The sequence below is a fragment of the Amycolatopsis sacchari genome, from assembly GCF_900114035.1.
Taxonomy (GTDB): domain Bacteria; phylum Actinomycetota; class Actinomycetes; order Mycobacteriales; family Pseudonocardiaceae; genus Amycolatopsis_E; species Amycolatopsis_E sacchari.
Window position 1 is genome coordinate 380030 of the sequence record NZ_FORP01000002.1, and the last position, 22003, is coordinate 402032.

General features: G+C 71.1%; 26 protein-coding genes. 11 read left to right on the plus strand and 15 right to left on the minus strand.

The genetic code is table 11. From position 1 onward, the window contains the following. The first annotated feature begins 6 nt into the window (after positions 1–6). Positions 7–984: an endonuclease/exonuclease/phosphatase family protein gene (locus BMZ92_RS05890; protein WP_091504847.1), complete on the plus strand. Its 978-nt coding sequence runs from the start codon at positions 7–9 to the stop codon at positions 982–984. A 268-nt stretch (positions 985–1252) separates the two neighbouring features. Here BMZ92_RS05890 and BMZ92_RS38035 read toward each other — a convergent pair whose 3' ends face one another. Next, positions 1253–1570 carry a hypothetical protein gene (locus BMZ92_RS38035; protein WP_245782916.1) on the minus strand — a complete coding sequence of 106 codons (318 nt, stop codon included), beginning with the start codon at positions 1568–1570 and terminating at the stop codon, positions 1253–1255. A 43-nt stretch (positions 1571–1613) separates the two neighbouring features. Between BMZ92_RS38035 and BMZ92_RS38040 the strand changes: the two genes are divergently transcribed. Beyond that, positions 1614–1994 (plus strand): hypothetical protein, encoded by a 381-nt coding sequence (locus BMZ92_RS38040; RefSeq protein WP_245782917.1) that lies wholly within the window; start codon positions 1614–1616, stop codon positions 1992–1994. 7 nt (positions 1995–2001) lie between these two features. Further along, positions 2002–2592 carry a class F sortase gene (locus tag BMZ92_RS05900; protein WP_091504682.1) on the plus strand — a complete coding sequence of 197 codons (591 nt, stop codon included), beginning with the start codon at positions 2002–2004 and terminating at the stop codon, positions 2590–2592. A gap of 46 nt (positions 2593–2638) precedes the next feature. Here BMZ92_RS05900 and BMZ92_RS05905 read toward each other — a convergent pair whose 3' ends face one another. The 6 genes from BMZ92_RS05905 to BMZ92_RS05930 all read right to left on the minus strand — a co-directional run bounded on the left by BMZ92_RS05905 (position 2639) and on the right by BMZ92_RS05930 (position 7053). Continuing rightward, entirely contained in the window at positions 2639–3610 is a 972-nt protein-coding gene (locus tag BMZ92_RS05905) for an LCP family protein (RefSeq protein WP_091504683.1), read from the minus strand. Further along, on the minus strand, positions 3607–4122 hold the full coding sequence (locus BMZ92_RS05910) for a SigE family RNA polymerase sigma factor (protein ID WP_177228552.1): 516 nt from the start codon (positions 4120–4122) through the stop codon (positions 3607–3609). Before BMZ92_RS05910 ends, BMZ92_RS05905 begins: the two co-directional genes overlap by 4 nt. Before the next feature lie 71 nt (positions 4123–4193). After that, entirely contained in the window at positions 4194–4742 is a 549-nt protein-coding gene (locus tag BMZ92_RS05915) for a cysteine hydrolase family protein (protein ID WP_091504685.1), read from the minus strand. Further along, a complete protein-coding gene (locus BMZ92_RS05920; protein ID WP_091504686.1) occupies positions 4739–6106 on the minus strand; it encodes an MFS transporter in 1368 nt (455 codons plus the stop codon). Before BMZ92_RS05920 ends, BMZ92_RS05915 begins: the two co-directional genes overlap by 4 nt. After that, positions 6103–6546 carry a MarR family winged helix-turn-helix transcriptional regulator gene (locus BMZ92_RS05925; protein WP_091504687.1) on the minus strand — a complete coding sequence of 148 codons (444 nt, stop codon included), beginning with the start codon at positions 6544–6546 and terminating at the stop codon, positions 6103–6105. The genes BMZ92_RS05920 and BMZ92_RS05925 overlap by 4 nt, the downstream gene beginning before the upstream one ends. Positions 6547–6597: 51 nt before the next feature. Beyond that, on the minus strand, positions 6598–7053 hold the full coding sequence (locus BMZ92_RS05930) for a MarR family winged helix-turn-helix transcriptional regulator (protein WP_091504688.1): 456 nt from the start codon (positions 7051–7053) through the stop codon (positions 6598–6600). Between the two features lie 119 nt (positions 7054–7172). Here BMZ92_RS05930 and BMZ92_RS05935 point away from each other — a divergent pair, with 119 nt between their 5' ends. Further along, a complete protein-coding gene (locus BMZ92_RS05935; protein WP_091504689.1) occupies positions 7173–8342 on the plus strand; it encodes an MFS transporter in 1170 nt (389 codons plus the stop codon). 56 nt (positions 8343–8398) lie between these two features. Then, positions 8399–9184: an aldo/keto reductase gene (locus BMZ92_RS05940; protein ID WP_091504848.1), complete on the plus strand. Its 786-nt coding sequence runs from the start codon at positions 8399–8401 to the stop codon at positions 9182–9184. Positions 9185–9248: 64 nt separating this feature from the next. Here the strand turns inward: BMZ92_RS05940 and BMZ92_RS05945 are convergent, their stop codons facing one another. The 4 genes from BMZ92_RS05945 to BMZ92_RS05960 form a co-directional block, all read right to left on the minus strand. Further along, positions 9249–9629, minus strand: coding sequence for an STAS domain-containing protein (locus BMZ92_RS05945; RefSeq protein ID WP_245782918.1), 381 nt, complete (start codon positions 9627–9629; stop codon positions 9249–9251). Positions 9630–9665: 36 nt separating this feature from the next. Further along, on the minus strand, positions 9666–10025 hold the full coding sequence (locus BMZ92_RS05950; protein ID WP_177228553.1) for an STAS domain-containing protein: 360 nt from the start codon (positions 10023–10025) through the stop codon (positions 9666–9668). Positions 10026–10210: 185 nt separating this feature from the next. Next, entirely contained in the window at positions 10211–10465 is a 255-nt protein-coding gene (locus BMZ92_RS05955) for a WhiB family transcriptional regulator (RefSeq protein WP_091504691.1), read from the minus strand. Positions 10466–10651: 186 nt separating this feature from the next. Then, positions 10652–11671: a 4Fe-4S binding protein gene (locus BMZ92_RS05960; RefSeq protein WP_091504692.1), complete on the minus strand. Its 1020-nt coding sequence runs from the start codon at positions 11669–11671 to the stop codon at positions 10652–10654. An 80-nt stretch (positions 11672–11751) separates the two neighbouring features. Here BMZ92_RS05960 and BMZ92_RS05965 point away from each other — a divergent pair, with 80 nt between their 5' ends. Continuing rightward, entirely contained in the window at positions 11752–12189 is a 438-nt protein-coding gene (locus BMZ92_RS05965) for a winged helix-turn-helix transcriptional regulator (protein WP_425425789.1), read from the plus strand. Positions 12190–12396: 207 nt separating this feature from the next. Here BMZ92_RS05965 and BMZ92_RS05970 read toward each other — a convergent pair whose 3' ends face one another. Genes BMZ92_RS05970 through BMZ92_RS05980 form a run of 3 tightly spaced genes read right to left on the minus strand, consistent with a single transcriptional unit; the run spans position 12397 to position 16184 of the window. Continuing rightward, positions 12397–13011 carry an acetoacetate decarboxylase family protein gene (locus BMZ92_RS05970; RefSeq protein WP_091504694.1) on the minus strand — a complete coding sequence of 205 codons (615 nt, stop codon included), beginning with the start codon at positions 13009–13011 and terminating at the stop codon, positions 12397–12399. Between the two features lie 10 nt (positions 13012–13021). Beyond that, complete coding sequence (locus BMZ92_RS05975; protein ID WP_091504695.1) at positions 13022–14698, minus strand: GMC family oxidoreductase N-terminal domain-containing protein; 1677 nt, start codon at positions 14696–14698, stop codon at positions 13022–13024. Between the two features lie 4 nt (positions 14699–14702). Beyond that, complete coding sequence (locus BMZ92_RS05980) at positions 14703–16184, minus strand: flavin-containing monooxygenase (protein ID WP_281245149.1); 1482 nt, start codon at positions 16182–16184, stop codon at positions 14703–14705. Between the two features lie 70 nt (positions 16185–16254). Between BMZ92_RS05980 and BMZ92_RS05985 the strand changes: the two genes are divergently transcribed. The 5 genes from BMZ92_RS05985 to BMZ92_RS06005 all read left to right on the plus strand — a co-directional run bounded on the left by BMZ92_RS05985 (position 16255) and on the right by BMZ92_RS06005 (position 20854). Continuing rightward, on the plus strand, positions 16255–17280 hold the full coding sequence (locus BMZ92_RS05985; protein ID WP_091504697.1) for an AraC family transcriptional regulator: 1026 nt from the start codon (positions 16255–16257) through the stop codon (positions 17278–17280). Between the two features lie 34 nt (positions 17281–17314). Next, positions 17315–18289, plus strand: coding sequence for an SDR family NAD(P)-dependent oxidoreductase (locus BMZ92_RS05990; protein WP_091504698.1), 975 nt, complete (start codon positions 17315–17317; stop codon positions 18287–18289). A 38-nt stretch (positions 18290–18327) separates the two neighbouring features. Next, positions 18328–18753, plus strand: a complete 426-nt coding sequence (locus BMZ92_RS05995; RefSeq protein WP_091504699.1) for a cupin domain-containing protein — start codon at positions 18328–18330, stop codon at positions 18751–18753. Between the two features lie 195 nt (positions 18754–18948). Continuing rightward, positions 18949–19698 carry a GAF and ANTAR domain-containing protein gene (locus BMZ92_RS06000; protein WP_091504700.1) on the plus strand — a complete coding sequence of 250 codons (750 nt, stop codon included), beginning with the start codon at positions 18949–18951 and terminating at the stop codon, positions 19696–19698. A gap of 37 nt (positions 19699–19735) precedes the next feature. Further along, positions 19736–20854, plus strand: a complete 1119-nt coding sequence (locus BMZ92_RS06005; RefSeq protein ID WP_245782919.1) for an FUSC family protein — start codon at positions 19736–19738, stop codon at positions 20852–20854. On the opposite strand, the gene BMZ92_RS06010 is transcribed toward BMZ92_RS06005, so the two are convergent. Then, on the minus strand, positions 20792–21949 hold the full coding sequence (locus BMZ92_RS06010) for a glycosyltransferase family 9 protein (RefSeq protein WP_091504851.1): 1158 nt from the start codon (positions 21947–21949) through the stop codon (positions 20792–20794). The genes BMZ92_RS06005 and BMZ92_RS06010 overlap by 63 nt on opposite strands. Between the last annotated feature and the right edge of the window lie 54 nt (positions 21950–22003).

Here is a 22003-nt window from a genome sequence, read left to right on the forward strand (position 1 = left end):
AGGACCGTGACCACGTTGCGGATTGCGACGTTCAACCTCGAGAACTTCGACGAGACCGCCCCGGACGCGCATCCCTCGCTGGACGAGCGCATCACGCTGATGCGGCCCCAGATCGAACGGCTGCGGGCCGACATCGTGTGCTTCCAGGAGGTCAACGGCCAGGAGCGCGACGGGCAGCCACGCGACCTGCACGCGCTCCGGCGCCTGCTGGAGGACACCAACCTCGACGCGGCGGAAACGGCCTCCACGCGCACGGCGACCAAGGAGGTCTTCGACGAGCGGAACCTCGTGGTGGCCTCGGTGCACCCCATTTCCGGTTCCGAGCAGCTGAAGAACGACCTGGTCGCGAAACCGCTCTACCGGCAGTTGACCGCCGACCCGCCGGACGAGACCGCCGAGCCCGTGGAAATCGAGCGCCCGATCCTGCACGTCGAAATCAGCGTCGACGAAAAACCGTTGCACGTCATCAACGTGCACCTCAAGTCGAAACTGCCCAGCGACGTCGCCGGGCGGAAGATCGACGCGTTCACCTGGAAAACAGCGGACTCGTGGGCCGAAGGCGCGTTCATCTCGTCGATGAAGCGCATGAGCCAGGCCGTCGAGGTCCGCCGCCTGGTCGACCGGATCCTGGATGACGACGGCGACGCGCGGATCGTGGTCGCCGGCGACTTCAACGCCACTCCCGACGAGGTGCCCGTGCTGGCCATCCGCGGCGCCGTCGAGGACACCGGCAACGGCGCGCTGACCACCCGCGTGCTCGTCCCCGTCGAGCACACCGTACCCGAGCCCGCCCGCTACACCCTCTACCACCAGGGCAAAGGGCAGATGCTCGACCACATGCTCGTCACCAGGAACCTGCTCGCGCACTACCGCGGCTCGGAGATCCACAACGAGCTCCTGCACGACGAGTCGGCCGCGTTCGCCGACGACCGGAAGTACCCCGAGTCCGACCACGCGCCCGTCGTCGCGGCCTTCGAGTTCTGATCCGGCAGGAATTCGCGAACCTGGGGCACGAGAGGAAATTTTCCTACCTCGCCGATCCCCTCAGTTTTTCTGTTATGCTTCATTGACCTACCCAGGGGTATGCGCGCCACATCGCCGCATACCCCTTTTGCGTTACCGACTTCTTCCGTGCTTTTTGTCACGGTTTTCTCGTTGGGCTTTTCGAGTGCTTTCCGGCAAGATCCCTGCAGTCACCCAAAAGTGTGGTGACGGGGGTTGCGTCACGGACGCGGGGGCACGTGGCGCCTACTTACTCTTTGGAGCACATCTTGCGTAAGCCCTTGGGGCGCCTCGCGGCCGTGGTGGCCGCCAGCGCTCTGATCACGTTCGCGGCCGCCCCGGCCGCTTTCGCCGACGACACCGACACCACGACCTCGACGGTGCCGACGTCCTCGATGGTGGAAACGCCGACCAGCTCTGCTTCGGAGGCACCGTCCTCCTCCTCGGCGTCCACCAGCGAGTCCGCGCCGTCGAGCTCGTCGGCCGCCACCACGTCGTCCTCGTCGTCGGGGACCACCGAGTCGAGCAAGCCGACCCAGACGAGCAAGCCGACGTCGGAGACCAGCACGCCCACCTCGTCCAGCCAGGCAGAGCCTCCCTACGAGGACAACGTGGCAGGCGGCGCCGACCTCCCCGAGGGCTTCGGCTTCGTGGTCGTCGCGTGCGCGGGGGGCGAGCCGAAGAACCTCAGCTCCCCGTCCTTCGACGTCCTGGAAGGCCCGTACCAGGAGGAGCAGGACGGCCGCTACTGGGACTACCTCGTGCAGCGGCACGAGGGCGTGAGCTTCGACGACCCGAACCAGCACATCGAGGCGTCCTGGGAGTGCCCCGCACCGCAGGGTGGCGGCGCTTCGACCGGCGGCGACATCACCCCGATCCCCGGCACCGGGGACGCCGACGCATGGCAGGCCAGCAACGGTGGCAAGCCCCAGGTCCGCTACGCCCCGAAGACGGGCGTCGAGACGGGCTTCGGCGGCACCGCGCAGGGCTGACACACACATGCGCAACGTTGTCCGGCAGGGCGGTCGCGGGATCGCGGCCGCCCTGCTGCTCGCACTGACACTGACCGGCTGCGGCGGTTCCGGCGGCCAGGCCGCACCCCCCGCACCCACCACGTCCGTCTCGGTCACCAAGCCGTACGACAAGCTGCGGCCGACCGAGGTCAAGATCCCGAAGATCGGGGCGTCGTCCTCGCTGATCTCGGTCGCGATCAACAAGGACGGCGAAATCGCCGTGCCGCCGGTGAACGAGCCGATGCAGGCCGCCTGGTACCGGTTCTCGCCGGTGCCCGGTGACGTCGGCCCGGCCGTCATCCTCGGGCACGTCGACGGCAACCACCAGCCGGGGATCTTCTACCGGCTGAAGGAGCTGAACCCCGGCGACGAGATCCAGGTGACCCGCAGCGACGGCAAGGACCTGAAGTTCGTCGTCGACCACAAGGTGCAGGTCCCGAAGGACCAGTTCCCGACCGAAGCCGTGTACGGCAACTCGGACAAGCCGCAGCTGCGCCTGATCACCTGCGGCGGCGCGTTCGACCACGCCGAGCACAGCTACGTCGACAACATCGTCGTCTACGCGAACCTCGCCTGACGAAAAAGGCCGTCGGCGCGCCCCCTCGTGCGCCGACGGCCTTTTTCTAGTTCACGCAGTCCGGCGCTCCCGCCGCGGGCGGGTTCGCGACGAACGTCCGCACCTTCGCGGGGTCGAGCCCCAGCGAGCTGCCGCTCGTGGACCGGGTCTCGCCCTCGGTCGGCACGGTCCCCGTCCGGACCTCCCCGGGGCGGACCGACCGCAGCTGCCCCGCGAACGCCAGCAGGTCCCAGCCCGGATCGGTGCGGACGTTGGTGCGCACGACGTTGAGCAGCGCGTTCAGCCGTTGTGCGTCGGTGAGCAGGTTCCCGCTCAACGCCTGGTTCGCGAGCCCCCGCAGGAACGCCTGCAGCCGCACCACGCGATCCAGGTCACCGTTCGGCAGCCCGTGCCGTTGCCGCAGGAACGCCAGCGCCGAACTCCCCTCGAGGACCTGCTGTCCCGCCGGGAACGACGCCCCCGTCACCGAGTCGTGCGTCGCCGCGGACAGGCACACCGGCACTCCGCCCACCGCGGAACTCAGCGCGCCGAAGGCCGACATGTCGACCAGGGCGTAGTGGTCGACATGCACGCCGGTGAGCTCCTGCACGGTGCGGACGAGCGTGTTCGCACCGCCCTGGGCGTACGCGGAGTTCAGCTTGCCCATGCCGAAGCCGGGCACGTCCACCCAGGAGTCCCGCGGGATGGAGACGAGCGACGCCGTGCCGTCGTGCCCGAAGTGGCCCAGCACCACGGAATCCGCGAAGCCGGCGTCGTCGATGCCGGCGAGCAGGACGTTCTGGTCCACCGCCCCCGGCGGTGCGCCCACCACCGGTTCGCCGCGTTGCAGCATGCGGGGCACCACGATCGCGGCGACGGCCACGACGGCGGCCAGTGCGGCCGCGGCCACCAGTACCGGCGTGCGGTTCCTGCGCGGTCGGCGGTCCAGAGTGGACAGAACCAGCGCCGGGTCGGGCCGGTGCCTCGCCTCTTCCGCGAGCGCCGCGCGGATCAGGTGTTCGGTGCGGTCGGGGGTCATGACAACGCCTCCGTCACGGGCAGGCCCCGGCGACGGCCGCCCTCGGCGGTCCGCAGCGTGCTCAGGGCGCGGGAGATGTGGCTGCGCACCGTGCCGGCCGAGCAGCCGAGGGCCTCGGCGATCTCGGCGTCGGTGCAGTCCTCGTAGTACCGGAGCACGATCGCCGCCCGCTGCTTGCGCGGCAGGCCGGCGATCCGCACGCGCATCGCGTCCCGCTCGGCGTAGTGGTCGGCGTGGTCCGCGGAGGGTGTCGCGAGCGCGTCCAGGGTGCTGTGCTCGGCGGTGACGTTGCGTGCCGCACGGCGGCGCCGCCACGACAGGTACTCGTTCGTCACCATGCGCCGCACGTAGCTCTCCGGCGCCCGCAACGACTCGATGCGTGCCCACCGCGACTGCGCGCGGAGCAGCACCTCCTGCACCACGTCCTGCGCCAGATGCGGATCGCAGGTCAGCGCCGTGGCGTAGCGCAACAACCGGTCGAGGCGTTCAGCCACGAATTCTTCGAAGCGCACCGATGCTCCCTTCGTCCCAGGATCGATGCGCCCCTACAACGCGCTGACCCCCTCCCGTTGTTGAATTCTCCTCACAAGGTTTTGGTCCAGTCCTCGATGGTCAGCACGTCGGCCTGCTGCGGGAAGATCCGCTCGAGCAGGAACCGGTGCACGTCGGGCTCGGGATCGGCGCACCCGTCGGACAGGACGGTGAGCCGGTAGTCGAGGTCGGCGGCCTGGCGCAGCGTCGAGAGCACGACGCCCCGGGTGGCGACGCCGGTCAGCACGAGGTGCTCGATACCGCGGGCGTCGAGCACGAGCCGCAGGTCGCTGCCGGTGAACGCGCTCACGCGCTTCTTGGTGACCACGATCTCACCGGGTTCGGGTGCGACTTCGGAGACGATGGCCGCACCCGGGTCCTGGTCGGTGAAGGCGCCCTCCGGCAGGGCGCCGAAGGTCTTGTTGCGGGGGTGGCCTTCGGGGTGGCCCGCGCGGAACCCGAGCACGACGTGCACGACCGGCAGTCCGGCCGCGCGGGCGGCGCGCACGGCACCGGCGAGGCGCGGCACGTAGTCCGGATCGGGCACCCGGGAGGCGATCGCCTGCTGGAGGTCCATCACGAGCAGCGCGGTGTTCGTCACGAAGAGGTCCTTTCGCGGTTGAGGGAACGGTCGGCAATGGTGATCGCCAGGAACAGAGCTGCGGCGGCGAGCATGAACGCCGCCAGGTGGTGCAGACCGCCGGTGTCGGCGTGCGCGCCGAAGAACGCGCCGTTGGCGGCGGAGGCGACGATGGCGCCGAGGTAGCCGAAGGTGCGCAGGAGGCCGGCGGAGGACCCCATGCGCTCGGCGTCGGCCTGTGCGTACACGGAGTTCTGCAGCGCCAGGCTGTTCAGCCCCTGCGGGACACCGAACACGACGGCGACGACCAGCAGCAGCCAGATCGCGCTGTGGGGACCGAGCAGGAGCAGCAGCGCACACGCGACCAGCTGCCCCAGCCCGCCGACGAGCAGCTTGGCGCGCACTTCCCGGCGACGACCGGTGAGGGTGGACACGACGATCGCCATGCCGAACAACGGCAGTTGCGTGAGCCCCGCCTCCGACGCCGACAGCCCGCGCCCCTCCTCGACCCACTGCGTGTAGCCGTACAGGAAGGCGTACGAGACGACGTACGCGGCGAGCGCGCGGGCGTAGGTGAGCAGCAGCGGCCGGTTGCCGCCCAGCACCCGCAGGTCCAGGAACGGCTGTGCGGTGCGCAGTTCCCGGACGGCGAACCCGGCGGCCGCGACGGCGGTGAGTGCGAGCAGGTACCAGTCGGCCGTCCTCGGGTGCATCAGGAACAGCAGCAGCGACACCAGCATCACGGCGAACAACGCCATCCCCGGCAGGTCCAGCCCGGCGACGGGCCGGTCCGGCTTCGGCGGCCGGGTGCGGGGCAGGAACAACGCGCCGACGACCAGCCCGGCGAGGGCCAGCGGGATGTTCACCGCGAACGTGGTGCGCCAGCCGCCGAGCCCGATCAGCAGCCCGCCCAGCGACGGGCCGATGACGGCGATGGTCTGGGTGGTGACCGCGAGCGCCGTCAGCACCCACGCCGGGCTGTCGTGCCCGGTGCGCTCCGCCTCGCCGCGGATGAGGTACATCGCGGCGGGATAGCCCGCGCACGTGCCGAAACCCAGCAGCACCCTGGCGGCGATCAGCACCCCGAGCGTCGGGGCGAGCACGCCGACGAGCCCGGCGAGCCCGGTCAGCGCGGTGCCGATCAGGAACAGCCGTCGCGGGCCGTGCAGGTCGATCAGCCTGCCCACGACGGGCTGCCCGATCGCGGTGGCCAGGTACAGCGCGGAGATCAGCCACGCGGTCTCGGCGGGCGGTGCGCCGAACGCGACGCCGATCGGCACCAGCGAGACCGCGATGATCGAGGAGTTGACCGGGTTCAGTACCGAACCCAGCATCATCGGGGCGAGCAGCCTGCGGTCGAACCGCTCCGCGGTGGCGTGGCTCATGAGCGGTAGATCCGCTCCAGCAAGGCCATCGCGTCGAGGACGGTCTGCCGTTCGGCCTCGGTCAGCTTGTCCTCGCAGACCCTGGCGAGCCACTCCTCACCGGCACGGCGCTGGTCCGCGAGGAAGGTGCGGCCCTCCTCGGTGACGGTGACGAGCTGCCGCCGCCCGTCCTCCGGGTCGGGGCGGCGCACCACGAGCCCGCGCTGCTCCAGCACGGCGACGACGGAGGTCATCGACTGGTGCCGGACACGCTCGGCCGCGGCGAGCTCGCTGACCGACGCGTCGCCGTCCTTGTCCAGCCTGCTGAGCACGGACGTCTGCGACGGTGTGAGGCCGCTGGTGTCGTACTCCTGCCGGAGCCGCCGCCGCAGCCTGCCGACCACGGTCCGGATCTCGTGCGCGGCGCGCACCGCCGATGCCGACACGGAACTTCCTGCCATGCCGACACCGTAACTCCGCAGCCTTAACTGCGCAACTAAGGCTGTGCAGTTTTAGCTGCGCGCCGGCAGCGCCAGCTTCGCCAGCGCGTCGACCAGCGGGGCGAGCTCCGGGAGCTGCTCCGCGTCCGCCAACGCGCGGGTCAGCGCCTCGTCGTGCGTGGGGCGCGCCTCGTCGAGCAGGCGCCTGCCCGCCTCCGTCACCTCGGTGTAGATCCCGCGGCGGTCGGTCGGGCACAGGTACCGCTGCAGCAGGTCCCGGTTCTCCAGCCTGCTCACCAGCCGCGTCGTCGCGGACTGGCTCAGCACCACCGCGTTCGCGAGCTGGTTCATGCGCAGGTGGAACCCGTCCTGGCGGGCGAGGACGTCGAGCACCGTGTACTCGCTGACCGACAGGGAGTGCGCCTGCTGCAGGTCGCGCTCCAGCCTGTCCTCGATCCGCGCGTGCAGGGCGGCCAGCGTCCGCCACCCCTGTGCGCGCGCCTCCACCGCATCGTCGTCGAGTGACACGGTTCACCACTTCCCTCGGGCTGCTCGGCTTGCCCCCTCATTGTTGCATGCTACGGTTGGCGACGCGTGCAAATACAAGCGTCTGCAAATATTGCTCACGCTCGATGAAAGAAGGGTTCATGCCTGTCGCACTGTTCGCGCTGGCGCTCAGCGCGTTCGGCATCGGGACGACGGAGTTCGTGATCATGGGCCTGCTGCCCGAGGTCGCGGGGGACTTCGGGGTGTCGATCCCGACCGCTGGCCTGCTCATCTCCGGCTACGCACTGGGCGTGGTCGTGGGCGCGCCGGTGCTGACCGCGCTCGGCTCCCGCGTACCCCGCAAGACCGTGCTGGTCGGACTGATGGTCCTGTTCATCGCCGGCAACCTGGTGTCCGCGCTCGCGCCGGGCTACGGCCTGCTGATGACCGGCCGGATCGTCGCGGCGCTGTCCCACGGCGCCTTCTTCGGCGTCGGCTCGGTGGTGGCGGCCTCGCTGGTCGCGCCGTCGAAGCAGGCGAGCGCCATCGCCATGATGTTCACCGGCCTGACCGTCGCCAACGTGCTGGGCGTGCCCGCCGGCACCGCGCTGGGCCAGCACTTCGGCTGGCGTTCGACGTTCTGGGTGGTCAGCGCGCTCGGCGTGCTCGGCCTGCTCGGCATCCTCGCGCTGGTGCCGCGCCGGACCGCCACCCCCGGCAACGGCCTGCGCAGCGAGCTGGCCGTGTTCCGGCGGCCGCAGGTCTGGCTCGCGCTGGCCATGACCGCACTCGGCTTCGGCGGGGTGTTCGCGTCGTTCACCTACATCGCGCCGATGATGACCGAGGTCGCCGGCTTCTCGCCGGGCGCGGTCACCTGGCTGCTCGTGTTGTTCGGCGTCGGCCTGGTCGTGGGCAACCTGCTGGGCGGGCGCGCCGCCGACCGCGCGCTGATGCCGAGCCTCTACACGATCCTGGCCGCGCTGGCCGTCGTGCTGGCGGTGTTCGTGTTCACCGCACACGCCCAGCTGCCCGCCGCGGTCACCATCGCGTTGTTCGGCGCCGCCGGGTTCGCCACCGTCCCGCCGCTGCAGGCGCGGGTGATGGCGAAGGCCGAGGGCGCGCCCGCGCTCGCCTCCGCGGCGAACATCGCGGCGTTCAACCTCGGCAACGCCGGGGGCGCGTGGCTCGGTGGCCTCGCCATCGACTCCGGCCTCGGCTACACCGCCCCGAACTGGATCGGCGCACTGCTGGCGGCGGGCGGCCTGCTCGTCGCGGTCGTCTCCGGCCTGCTCGACCGCTCACGCCGCCGCGCCGACGTCCTCGTGCACTGAAAGAAGAAGGAGAAGAAGTAGTGATTCCCACCGTCAAGCTCAACAACGGCGTGGAGATGCCCCAGCTGGGCTACGGCGTGTTCCAGGTGCCCGACGACGAGACCAGGGCAGCGGTCGCCGCGGCGCTCGAGGCCGGGTACCGCAGCATCGACACCGCCACGGCGTACGGCAACGAAGGCAGCGTCGGGCGCGCGATCGCCGAATCCGGCATCCCGCGCGACGAGCTGTTCGTCACGACGAAGCTGTGGAACGCCGACCAGGGCTACGACGAGACGTTGCGGGCCTTCGACAAGAGCCTCGAGCTGCTCGGCCTCGACCACCTGGACCTGTACCTGATCCACTGGCCGGCGCCGGAACTCGGCCGCTACACCGAAAGCTGGCGCGCGTTCGAGAAGCTGTACGCGGACGGGCGCGTCCGGGCGATCGGCGTGTCGAACTTCCAGCCCGCCCACCTGGAGAGGCTCGGCGGCGAGGTCGTGCCCGCGGTCAACCAGGTCGAGCTGCACCCCTACCTGCAGCAGCGCGAGGTCCGCGCCTACAACGCCGAGCACGGCATCGCGACGGAGGCGTGGAGCCCGCTGGCGAAGGGCGGCGACCTGCTCGGCGACCCGGTCGTCAAGGCGCTCGCGGAGCGGCACGGCCGCACGCCCGCGCAGATCGTGCTGCGCTGGCACCTGCAGCTGGGCAACGTGGTGATCCCGAAGTCGGTCACGCCCTCGCGCATGCGCGAGAACCTGGCGGTGTTCGACTTCACGCTCAGCGACGCCGACGTCGCACAGCTGTCCACTTTGGACCGGGGTGAGCGGACCGGGCCGGACCCGGACACGTTCAACGTGGCCTGAGCAGAGCACGAAGCGATTCGGCGAGGAGGGCCGGGCCCTCCTCGCCGAACGCACGTGCCGGGCGTCAGCCCGCGGCGAGCGCCTCGTCCCGCGTCGCGAAGACCGGGATCTCCTGGTCGAGGCCGGTCAGCTGGAGCGGGCGCGCGGTGGCGCTGCTCGTCGCGACGACCCGCAGCTTCGTGTGGTCGGCGGCCTCCTGGTGCGCCGCGACCAGCGCGGTCAGCCCGGCGGAACCGAGGAACTCGACCCCGCCGAGGTCGACGACCAGCGTGCCGGGGCGCTCACGCACCGCGGCCAGCAACTGCTTCTCGAACTCCGGGGCGGTCACCATGTCGATGTCGCCGGAGACCGCCAGTACCGCGCCCTGGCCGTGTTTCTCCACGGTGACGCGCACGGTCTGCCCGCTCGGGGGCCCGGCTGAGGATGACGGATCGGCTGCACTCACGGCGTAAATATCTCACAGGTCGCCGGGAATCTCCGATCAGCCGTGCAAGGCGTGCCCGAGATCCGGGCTGACCGGCAGCCGGGCGCCGAGTCCGGCGACTTCGACCGCCCGGTCGACGCAACGGGTACCGCCGACCAGCCGAAGGACGACCTCCGCGGTGTCCGCGTGGTCCGCGGCACGCAGCAGCGCGCCGAGCCCCGCGGTGCCGAGGAAAGTCACCCGGGAGAGATCGAGCACCACGCGGCCGGGCGCCGACGCCCAGACCGGTTCGAGCGCGGTGGTGAGCTGCGGCGCGGTGGCCGCGTCGATCTCGCCGTTCGCCTCGACGACCACGACGCCGGGCCGGGGGGTGCTGGAGCTGAGCCGCAGCAGGGGTGGGATCGCGGGAGCCGTCATGCGGCACCTCCGTAACGGTCGGTTGGGCACGTGCCCGTCTCCGGGCAGGGGGAACGGCTGTGCTCTCAACCGGGTTCGCCGCCTGTCTACCACCGGCCGGTGCGTCTGTACAGCGGGCGAGGCACGGGTCATCGGCACGGAAAAGCCCGCCGACCCTCGGAGTCGGCGGGCTTTCCCGGATGGGCTCAAGCGGCCTCGGCGCGCGTGCGGCGGACGAGCTTCCGCCGCTCGGCGTCGGTGGTACCGCCGAAGATCCCGTGGTCCAGGCCGGTGTCGAGCGCGTACTGCAGACACTCGGCACGAACCGGACAGCGTGCGCACACGGCTTTCGCCTGCGCGACCTGCCGGGCACCCGGGCCCATTTCGGACACGGGGAAGAACAGCTCGGGGTCCTCGCCCCGGCAGGCGGCACGCTCCTGCCAGTTGCCCTGGTAGGACATTTCCTGCCGCCTCCTTTCTGGCGTGTGTTCCGGGCACGGCTCCGCCGCTCCTGCAATTCGGGAGAAGCACACGAGACGGGCGAACCAGCCGCAGGGTCAACACGCGCTGGTCGGGCTTCCATTCCGCCCTTGAGTTGTGGTGTTCCGCACTAGGCGGTACCCACGGCCGTGGAGATCCAACCACTTTCACCGCGAACGGTTCACGACTTTCACCGTCTTCCGCGGGAACCGGCGTTCGACGTGCTCCTTCGCCGGCGAGCCGGGGTTCACGTAGATCGTCTCCGGCTTGTCCTGGAGCGGGCGCAGCACGGTGTCGAGGAACTCCCGGCGATCTTGCAGGTAGGGGCCGAGCACGTCCTCCCCCGCCGGGCAGACCGCCATGCAGTACGCCGCCTTGTAGTTCGCCTTGAACGACAGGCTCTGCCACATCGACGCGTTCTCGGATTCGGTGACGCGGGAGCGGAAATCGGCCCCGTCCTCGCTGTCGGCGATCGTGGCGACCCAGTCGGTGAACCCGGACATGAACTCGCGGTAGTTGTGGGTCGCGCAGGCGGCGGCGTCGAACGCGCCGTCCTTGGCGATCGCACCGACAGGGCACGCAGCGACGCACAGCTTGCACTCGAGGCAGGGGTTGTAGTCCAGCGGTTTGCCGTACTCGCTGACCTCGGCGTCCACCAGCAACGTGGCGAGCAACACGAAGTTGCCGAACCGGGGGTGGATGACGTTGCGGTGGACGCCCATCGCGCCCAGCCCGGCGGCGACCGCGACCGTCTTGTGCGCGACCACCCAGATGCGGCCGGGGAAGCGGTCCATCTCCATCGGGAACGTCGCCGAGGGGTTGATCACGCGGTGGCCGGCGTCCTGCAGGATCCGCGTGATCCGGTGGCCGGCCTCGTTGATGATCTCGCCGCTGCGGTGGAACTCCTGGTTGGCGACGCTGCGTGCGGGCGTCCGGACGTTGTCGCGGTTCATGCGGACGACGAGCGAGACGAGGCTGCGCGTGCCCGGCAGGGCTTCGAGCACGTACTTCCGCTCACCCGCGAGGTCCGGGTGGTCGAGCGACACGGCGGCGACGTCGTCCGCACCCGCGGCGAGGCAGATCTCACGCAGCCAGGCGGCGTCGATCGGGCCGGGCTCGGGCTTGTCCCGGCCCTGGACCGCGCGGACGGACGGATGCGCCGCGATGCGCGACGGCAGCTTGGTCATCGACAGCTCCCTGCTAAGTTGGAAAGTCCAACTAACCGTCTCACGTGCTAAGTTGGAATTCAAGACGAGGAGGTGTGCTCATGCCCGCACGCGAGTGCTCGATCGCCAACGCCCTGGCGGTGGTCGGGGAGCGGTGGAGCTTCCTCGCGCTGCGCGAGGTGATGCTGGGACAGCGCCGGTTCGACCAGATCGCGGCGAACACGGGCGCGAGCCGGGACATCCTGGCGGCGCGGCTGCGGAAGCTGGTGGAGCACGGCGTGCTGCGGAAGGAGCAGTACGAGGACCACCCGCCGCGCTACGAGTACGTGCCGACCGAGGCGGGGCGCGCGCTGCAGCCGATCCTGCTCGGGCTGATGCAGTGGGGGGACAAGTACGTGACGCAGGGCCCGCCGCCGACGGTGTGGGAGCACTCGTGCGGTGAGGAACTCCACACCACGACGGTGTGCGCGCACTGCGGCGAGCCGGTCGAACATGGCGAGTCCAGGCTGCTGCGGCTGGGCGGCGTGCCGCAGGCGTGATCAGCGGCGGCGGGGGCTGAGCTGACAGCGGCGCGTGGGCACGCGCGGACTGCGGCAGGCGTGATCAACGGCGGCGGGGGCCGAAGCGCATCGCGAAATCCCGGGCCACGACCGTCAGGAACGGCCTCCGGCCACGCAACCAGCCGAGCACGCCACCCACGCGCCGGGCCGCGGATGCTCAGGTGGGCGCCGCCGCCGCAGGCGTGATCAACGGCGGCGCGGGCCGAAGCGCATCGTGAAATCCCGGGCCGCGACGGTGAGAAACGGCCTCCGGCCGCGCAACCAGCCGAGCGCGCCACCCACGCGCCACGTGCCGACCCCCAGGTGCACCGTCCCCGCCGCGCGCACCGGCGTCTGCGCGACGGCGCCGCGCAGGGCCTGGAGCACCGTGCCCCGCACCGGGAACGGCAGCTTCAGCCCCGGCGACAGACCACCCACCCGTGCCTCCGCGAGCAGTGCGCCGTCCGCCGTCGCGCCGCCCGTGAACGACGGCTCGTGCCGCACGGCGAACTCCGCCAGCTCCTTCGGGATTCCCCACAACTCGCGGCCGCCCTCGCGCGACGCCGGGCTGTCCACCCAGATGTCGGTGATCGTCAGCCCGAACCGCCCGCCCTGCCGGACCGCGACCGCCGCCAGCAGCTCGTGGTACGGCAGCAGGCCACCGGGCAGGTAATCGACGAACGCCGTCGCCACCACGGCCCTGCCGAACAGCGTCACGGGCCGCACGCCCGGCGGCAACGACGGGACCACGCCTGCGGGCACGAGCCACAGCGACACGTACCCGTGACCACGCAGGTCCCACGGCTCGGGTGGATAGTCCATTGTGGATTCCTCACTTCGGGCTGATCGGCAGGCGCAGCGCGCCGGGCGCGGCCGCGGGCACCACGGGCTTCCGCGGCGCCACCGGCCGGAGGCGGGCGTACGGCGAACCCTGCGGCGGTCGCCGATCATCTTCGCCCTTGTTGGGCCACAACGCCATCGCCCGCTCCGCCTGCGCGGTGATCGTCAGCGCCGGGTTCACACCGAGGTTCGCCGAGATCGTCGAACCGTCCACCACGTGCAGCCCCGGATAGCCGTAAAGCCGGTGGTACGGATCCACCACCCCCGTCTCGGCGGAGTCCCCGATCGGGCAGCCGCCGATGAAGTGACCGGTCAGCGGGATGTCGGCGAAGTCCGTCCACGCGCCGCCCGCGATGCCGTCGATCTTCTCCGCGACGCGCCGCGTCGCCTCGTGCCCGGCCGGGATCCACACCGGGTTCGGCTCGCCCCCACCCTGCTTCGTCGTCATCCGGCGACCGAACAGCCCGCGTTTGGTGTACGTCGTCAGCGAGTTGTCGAGGCTTTGCATGACCAGCAAGGCGATCGTACGCTCCGACCAGTGCCGCGGGTCGAACAACCGCCGCAGGTCCCGCCGGTGCCGCACCAGCTCACGCACCCCGAGCCGCCACCGCGCGCGCCCCTCCTGCGCGTCGACGAGCACCGTCATCAGCAGGCCCATCAAGTTGCTGCCGTGCCCGTACCGGACCGGCTCGATGTGCGTGTGCTCGTCGGGGTGCATGGACGACGTGATCGACACGCCCTCGGAGTAGTCCACGTCGGCGCCCCGGGCCCTCGCGGCGAGCACGGCCTCGGAGTTCGTGCGGGACAATGTACCCAGCCGCCCGGAGACGCGCGGCAGGCTGCCGTGGTCACGCAGCCGGTGCAGCAGCCGCTGCGTGCCGAGCGCGGCGGCGGAGAACACGACCTGCTCCGCGGTGAACACGCGCCGGCCCCGGCCGCCGGTCTGCCGGGCGTGCACGGCGTAACCGCCCTCGGGTAGCGGCCGCACATCGGTCACCGTGGTCAGTGCGTGCACCTGCGCACCGGCGCACTCCGCGAGGTGGAGGTAGTTCTTCACCAGCGTGTTCTTCGCGCCGTGGCGGCAGCCCGTCATGCACGCCCCGCAGTGCGAGCACGCCGTCCGCTCGGGACCGAGCCCGCCGAAGAACGGATCGGGCACGCGTTCTCCCCGCTCGCCGCCGAAGAAGACTCCGACCTCCGCGGGGTGGAAGGTGTCGCCGACACCCATTTCCTCCGCCACCGCCCGCATGACGCGGTCGGACGGGCTGACCCTGGGGTACGTCGTGGCGCCGAGCATGCGCTTGGCCTGGTCGTAGTACGGCGCGAGCTCGGCGCGCCAGTCGGTGATGTGGCCCCATTGCCGGTCGCGGAAGAACGCCTCCGGCGGCTCGTACAACGTGTTCGCGTAGACCAGCGAGCCGCCGCCGACCCCCGCGCCGGTGAGCACGAGGACGTCACGCAGCAACGTGATCCGCTGGATCCCGGTGCAGCCGAGCACCGGGGCGAACAGGTAGTCCTTGAGGTGCCACGAAGTCTTCGCGAACTCCTCGTCGGCGAACCGCCGCCCGGCTTCGAGCACGCCGACCCGGTAGCCCTTTTCCGTCAACCGCAAGGCGGTCACGCTGCCGCCGAACCCCGAACCGATGACCACCACGTCGTAGTCGTACACGCTTTCAGGCCGCCTTCCCCGGCGCCACCTCGCGGTACGCCCGCAGGTCCACTTTCGCCGTGCGCCGGTGGTACTCCCAGACCAGACCGGGCCAGTTCGTCGAGATCCGGCCGTTTTCCTCGCGGTACCAGCTGCGGCAGCCGCTCCACACGCTCGCCGCGAGCCTGCCCTGCACCTCGCGGTCGAACCGCTCGGCAACGTCGCGTCGAACGTCCACACAGGACACACGGCCCGCCGCCATCTCACGCACGAGCTGAAGCACGTAACGGCACTGGTGCTCCATCATGTAGATGATCGAGTTGCCGCCGAGATTGGTGTTCGGGCCGTAGATGAGGAACATGTTCGGGAAGTCCGGCACGCTGATCCCGAGGTAGGCGTGTGCACCACCGGCCCACTCCTCCGCCAGCTCGCGCCCGCCGAGCCCGCGCACGCGCATCGGGGCGAGGAACTCGGTCGCCTTGAAGCCCGTGCCGTAGATCAGCACGTCCGCCTCGTGCAGCCCGGTTGTCGTGCGCACACCTTCCGGCGTGATCTCGGTGATCCGGTCCGTGACGACGTCCACATTGGACTTCGCCAGCGTCGGGAACCAGTCGTTGGAGAACAGCACGCGCTTGCAGCCGACGCGGTAGTCCGGCAGCAAGCGCTTGCGCAGCGCGCGGTCGCGCACCTGGCGCCGCAGGTGGACGCGGAACAGCAGCTCGACGAGCCTGCCCAGCGGCAGCACCGAAGTCAGCGCCAGCGTCAGCAACTCGCCCACACCCCACGTGCCGAACCGGCCGAGCAGCTGGGTGACCGGCAGGGACCGGTACAGGCGGTGGTGCCAGCGGGTGTAGGCGCGGTCTGGTTTGGGCACGACGTAGGGCGCGGAGCGCTGGAACACCGTCAGCCGCGCGACCTGGGGCTGGATGCGCGGCACGAACTGGACGGCGCTCGCCCCGGTGCCGATGACCGCGACCCGCTTGCCCCGCAGATCGACGTCGTGGTTCCACTCGGCCGAGTGAAACACCTCTCCGGCGAAGGTCCCGGCGCCCGGGATGTCCGGCACGGCGGGCCGGGACAGCTGACCGGTGGCGGGCACCAGCACGTCGGCCTCGACGGTCCCGGCGGACGTCTCCAGCCGCCAGCGCCCGGTGCCCTCGTCGAACTCGGCGGCCGTGACCTCGGTGTTCAGCCGGACGTGGTCGAGCACGCCCTCGTCCTTCGCGACCCGGCGCAGGTAGTCGAGGATGTCGGGCTGCTCGGAGTAGCGGCGGGGCCAGGTGCGGTTCGGCGCGAAGGAGTACGAGTACAGCGGCGACGGCACGTCACAGGCCGCCCCGGGGTAGGTGTTCTCGCGCCAGACACCTCCGATGTCGCCGGCGCGTTCGAAGACCTCGAAGTCGGTGAACCCGGCGCGCTTGAGCATGACGGCCAGCCCGAGGCCGCCGAACCCGGCGCCGATGACGGCCACCTTCGGCTGACGGGAGGACGTCGGCGTCTTTCTCACGTCCCAGAAGGTAAGCCCGTGCCGGTACCCGGCCAAGACAACAGCGGACAGGCGATCCATAATTCCGGCCATGAGCCAGCTGGTCGAGCCGGTGGTGCGGCACTGGGACTTCCCCCGGGGGATCGCGAGCGTGTGCCTGCTGGTGCGGTTCGCCGGGGACCACGGGGTCGCGGAGGACCAGGTGCTGGCGGGCAGCGGGCTGACCGCGGCGCGGCTCGCGGACGCGGGCGCCGAGGTGGACGCCCGGCAGGAGCTGCGGGTGGTGCGCAACCTCGCGGCGGCGCTGCCCGACGCGGGGCTGGCCGTCGGGCGCGAGTACCACGCGACCGCGTTCGGCATCTTCGGCTTCGCGTTCATGAGCAGTCCGACCATGCGGGACGCGGTCAACCTGGCGCTGCGGTACCTCGACCTGAGCTTCGCGTTCAGCATGCCCCGCGCGCTGCTGGAGGACGGCAGGGTGCGGATGGAACTGGACGACACCGCACTGCCCGCCGACGCCGCCCGGTTCCTCGTCGAGCGGGATCTCGCGGCGATCCACACGATGCTCAGCGAGCTGCTGGGGAGCCAGGTCCCGTTGCTGTCGCTGGAACTGCGCTACCCCGAGCCGTCCACAGTGGAGGAATACGAGGCGCTTTTCGGGATGCGGCCCCGGTTCGGCGGCACGGGCAACATCGCCTACTTCGACGCCTCGCTGCTCGACGAACCACTGCCGCTGGCCAACCCGCAGACCGTCGCGCTGTGCGAGGCGCAGTGCCGCGAACTGGTGTCACGTCGTCGAAGCCGCGCCGGGATCGCCCACGAAGTGCGGGAACGGCTGACCCGCTTCGGCGCGCTGGCCGAGGGCATGCCCGGCGTCGCCCGCGAGCTGGGCATGAGCACCCGGACGCTGCGGCGGAAGCTGGAGGAGTCGGGGACGAGCTTCCGCGCGCTGCTCGACGAGGTGCGCGAGGCCCTCGCCGAGGAGCTGCTCACCACCGGCGCCCTGTCGGTCGAGGACGTCGCGATCCGGCTCGGGTACGCGGAGGCGTCGAGCTTCATCCACGCGTTCAAGCGGTGGAAGGGCACCACGCCCGCCGCGTACCTCCGCCGGAGTTGACCTGGAGCCCGGTCCAGCTCCTAGCGTCGGCGGCATGAGCACTTCCCAGCACAAGATCGGCTCCGGGTTCGGCGCGGAGACCACCGCCGCCGAGGTCGTGCGGGGCCTCGACCTGTCCGGCACCCTCGCGCTCGTCACCGGCGGCTACTCCGGGATCGGGCTGGAGACGACCCGCGCGCTGACGGCCGCGGGCGCCCACGTCGTGGTCCCCGCCCGCCGACCGGACGTCGCGAAGGAGGCGCTGGGCGGGCTCGCCGAGGTCGACGAGCTGGACCTCGGCGACCTCGACAGCGTGCGGGCCTTCGCCGGGCGGTTCCTGGCGTCCGGCCGCGGGATCGACATCGTGATCGCCAGCGCCGCGATCATGGCGTGCCCGGAGACGCGCGTCGGCCCCGGCTGGGAGGCCCAGTTCGCGACCAACCACCTCGGGCACTTCGCGCTGGTCAACCGACTCTGGCCGGCGATCCGCCCCGGCGCGCGGGTGGTGTCGGTGTCCTCGCGCGGCCACCACTTCTCCCCCATCCGCTGGGACGACCCGTGGTTCCAGCGGGGCTACGACAAGTGGCTGGCGTACGGGCAGGCGAAGACGGCGAACGCCCTGTTCGCGCTCCACCTCGACGAGCTCGCCCGGCCGGCGGGCGTCCGGGCCTTCTCGGTGCACCCCGGCAGCATCCTGACCCCGTTGCAGCGGTACCTGTCCCACGAGGAGCAGGTCGCGAACGGCTGGATCGACGAGGACGGCAACCCGCTCGGCGCCTACTTCAAGACACCGGAACAGGGCGCGGCGACCCAGGTGTGGGCCGCGACTTCGCCGCAGCTGGCCGGTATGGGCGGGGTGTACTGCGAGGACTGCGACATCGCCGAGCCCGCACCCGAGGACGACCTGCCCCCGTCCGGCGACCGGCCGCCGGTGCGGCTCGGGGTGCGGGACTACGCGTGCGACCCGGCGCAGGCGGCCCGGCTGTGGGCGTTCTCGGCGGATCTCACGGGCGTGAACGCCTTCGCCTGAGTGAGAATGGGGGCCGGACCGACGGGAAGGAGCCGGCCGTGACCGACCAATGGCACCAGCCGCTGCGGCACATCAAGAGCGGCGAGCTGTCCGGCGACACCGGCCAGACCAGCGGGATGCGGCGGCTGGAGGCCATCTCGGGCAAGACGGCCGGTTCGCGGAAGGTCTGGATGGGCGAAACCCACGTCGGTCCCGCCACCAGCTCCGGTGACCACCACCACGGCGAGGCGGAGACGGCGATCTACGTCAAATCCGGGCACCCGGTGTTCGTCTTCGCGGACGGTGACGAGGAAGTGCGGCTGGAGACGAGCCCCGGCGACTACATCTTCGTGCCGCCGTACGTGCCCCACCGCGAGGAGAACCCCGGCGACGAGGACGCGGTCGTGATCATCGCCCGCAGCAGCCAGGAGGGCATCGTCGTGAACCTGCCCAGCCTGTGGGCGCCCGTGGAAGGTCCTGAATAGACGACCGTCCCGTCGTCACCGCCACCGACCGGACCCCTTACCGGTCCGTGGACCGCCGGACGTATGCTTTCCGGTGCGTCAAGCAGCTGGCGCCGAAGCTTGGGCAAAGCACGGACGGCGCGAAGGTGGCGAAAGCTTGATGTCAGGTGTTTTTGTGGTACTCCCACGCGGAACGGCGTTGACGACCTGTCGCGGATGAGCATTTCCCCCGAACGGCCGGAACCACTGATCCGACTGGACGAGGTGGCGGCCGCGTTAGCAGGACTGCGCACGGAAATCGCCGAGGAAGAACCCCTGTCCGCCGTGCTGCAGCGGCTCGCCGAAACCGCGGTGAAGGGGATCGCCGACGCGGACGGCGTGAGCGTCACGCTGCTGGGCGATGACGGCCCGCACACGGCGGCGACCACGGACGAGACGTTGATGCGCATCGACCACGACCAGTACGAGGCGGGCCGTGGCCCGGCGCTGCACGCCGCCCGCACCCGGCAGCCGGTCCGCGCGGCCGTCCGGCAGGACGAGCAGCGGTGGCCGGAGTTCGTGGCCGCCGCGCAGCGCAGCGCCGTGCTGGCCTACCTGTCGGTGCCGTTGCTGCTGGTCGGTGCGACCGAAAGCGAGGACGAACTGCTCGGCGCGCTCAACGTGTACAGCCGCACCGCGTCGGCCTTCGACCCGTTCGACGAGCGGCTCATGCAGCTGTTCACGGCGTCGGCGTCGGCGGCGATCGGCAACGCGCGGCGCTGGCACCACGCCCGGCAGCGCGTGCGGCACCTGGAGATCGCGCTCACCTCGCGGGCGGACATCGACCAGGCCAAGGGCGTGCTGATGGCGGTGCACGGCATCACGGCGGACGAGGCGTTCGCCCGGCTCGTCGAGCAGTCGCAGCGGCGGAACACCAAACTGCGGGAGGTCGCGAGCGAGCTGCTGGCGTCCGTGCGGCGCCGGTAGGGGCTTGAGGCCGGGCGAACCCGGGTACCGCAAGGAAGTGGATCGCCTGCGTTACTCCCTCCGTGCGCCCGGCTCCTGGCTGCTGCGTGCCCTCCGCGTGCCCGGCCGCGAGCGGGAAGCGTTGGTGCAGGCGGGAAAGATGGCTCTCGCCGCGGTGGTGGCGTGGCAGCTCGCGCGGGTGCTGCTGCCGTCGCCGCAATCGTTCATCGCGCCCTACGCCGCGGTGTTCCTGATGGCGGAGACCGTCTACCGCTCGCTCACCAACGCCGCCCAGCAGCTCGTCACGCTGATGCTGGGGCTCGTGCTGGCGTACGCGGGTGCGAACCTGCTGCCGCAGCCGTTGCTCGCGATGGGCGTGACGGTGTTCCTCGGCATGCTCGTCGGGCAGTGGCACCGGCTGGGCAGCAGCGGGGTCTGGGTGGGGGTCATCGCGCTGTTGATGATCGCGGGCGGTACCGCGGATTCCGGCGCGTACCTGCTGGAACGGCTCGGGGAGACCGTGCTGGGCGCGGGGGTCGGCGTCGCGGTGAACATGCTCATCCTGCCGCCCGTGCACCTGCGTCACACACGCCGCACGGGCAGCCTGCTCGCCGGGGAAATCCGGGAGCTGCTCAGCTCGATCGCCGACGACCTCGGGGGCGACTGGGATCTCGACACGGCGCGCTCATGGCTGCGCCGGGCTCGGACGCTGGACCAGACCGTGCGGCGCGCGGAGGAGGCGGTGAGCTGGGGCCGCGAGAGCACCCGGTTCAACCTGCGCTGGCGGTTCCAGGCCCGCCGGAACCGATCTCCGGTGCCGTCGCGGATCGAGTCGTCGATCGGGCTGCTGGGTGAGGTGTCGGCGCAGGTGCAGCGGATCGCCGAGGCGCTCGTGACCGAGGAACCGCTGGACAGCGCGTTCACGCAGCGTTTCGCCGACCTGCTCCACGGCCTGGCGCAAGCGATTGCTAACTACGAAGAGTCACTGGACCAGGGGGCGGAGTCGCTGCGGGAGCGACTCGACCCGGTCCACGAGAAGCAGCGTGACCTGGTCCAGTGGGTGTACGAGGGCCGCACCCTGTCGGCCGAGGCGCGGCAGACCGAGGACGCCCTGCTACTTGCCGTGTCCCGCGCCCTCCGCGTCCTCGCCAACGGCGGCCTCGCCGTGGGCCGCTAGCAGCTGCCGGGTCTCTTCGAGCACCGCGTCCACCTCGACGGAGGCGACGAACGAGTCGTCGTGTTCGCAGCGTGGCAGGTCCTCGCGCGTCACGTCCACCCCGCACACCGGGCAATGCGTCGTCCACGCGATGAGCACGCGGTCCCGCCGCCGGCCGAGCGGGCCGGCGTTGATCACGTTCCCCATCCAGTAGATGCCCACCGCGGGCGCGCCCACCGCCCGAGCCAGGTGCCGGGGCCCGCTGTCGTTGCCCACGAACACGCTGCAGCTCGCCAGCACCCCGCACAACGCCGACATCGACAGGTGCGTCATCGGCCGGACGCACTCCGCGGCACTGCCGAGGCGTTCCCGCGCCAGCCCGGTCACGCGGTCGACCAGCTCCTGCTCGTCGGGCGAACCGATGACCGCGACCCCGGCCCCGTCGCGCACGAGCGCGGCGATGACCTCGGCGAACTTCTCCGCCGGCCAGCGGCGGCGCGGATCGGTCGCGCTGGGGTGCACGACGACGAGCGGCCGCGGCAGGCCGCGCAGGTCGTCGGCGGCAGCGGCGAAATCGCTTTCCCGCACCGTCAGGCGCGGCTCCAGCGCGACGGGCGCCGCCCCCGCGAGCCCGACCACCTCCAGCGCCCTCAGCACCTCGTGCTGGTAGTAGCGGAACGGCACCCAGCGGTCCAGCTCGACCGCGTCCTCGGTGCGGGAGCCGACGGTGTACCGCGGCTTGAGCCGCTGCACGAAGGGGTTCGAGTTCCGGCCGCCGCCGTGCACCTGCACCGCGAGGTCGACCGGGCCCACGCTGTCGAAGAACGCCTGCTGCTCGGCCTCGTCGAACGGTTTGCCCGCCGGTTCGTGCACCCCGCGTGCGGGCGGCAACTGCAGCACCTGGTCGATGGGCGAGGGCCGGTCCGCGAACAACTCGGCGTGCATCCGCGTGCCCAGCAGCACGATTTCGGCCTCCGGGTAGGCCGCCTCCAGCGACTCGATCGCCGGCACCGCGAACAGCAGGTCACCGAGGCCGCCGCCACGCAGCACCGCGATGCGCCGCACGTCGGGCCACGGTTCGAGCACCGGTCCTACCGCGGGTGTGAACGTCGTCAAGGTCTCCTCCTTCTCGCGCTGGAAGAGGTGCCCGCTGCCGCGACAGGCAAACAG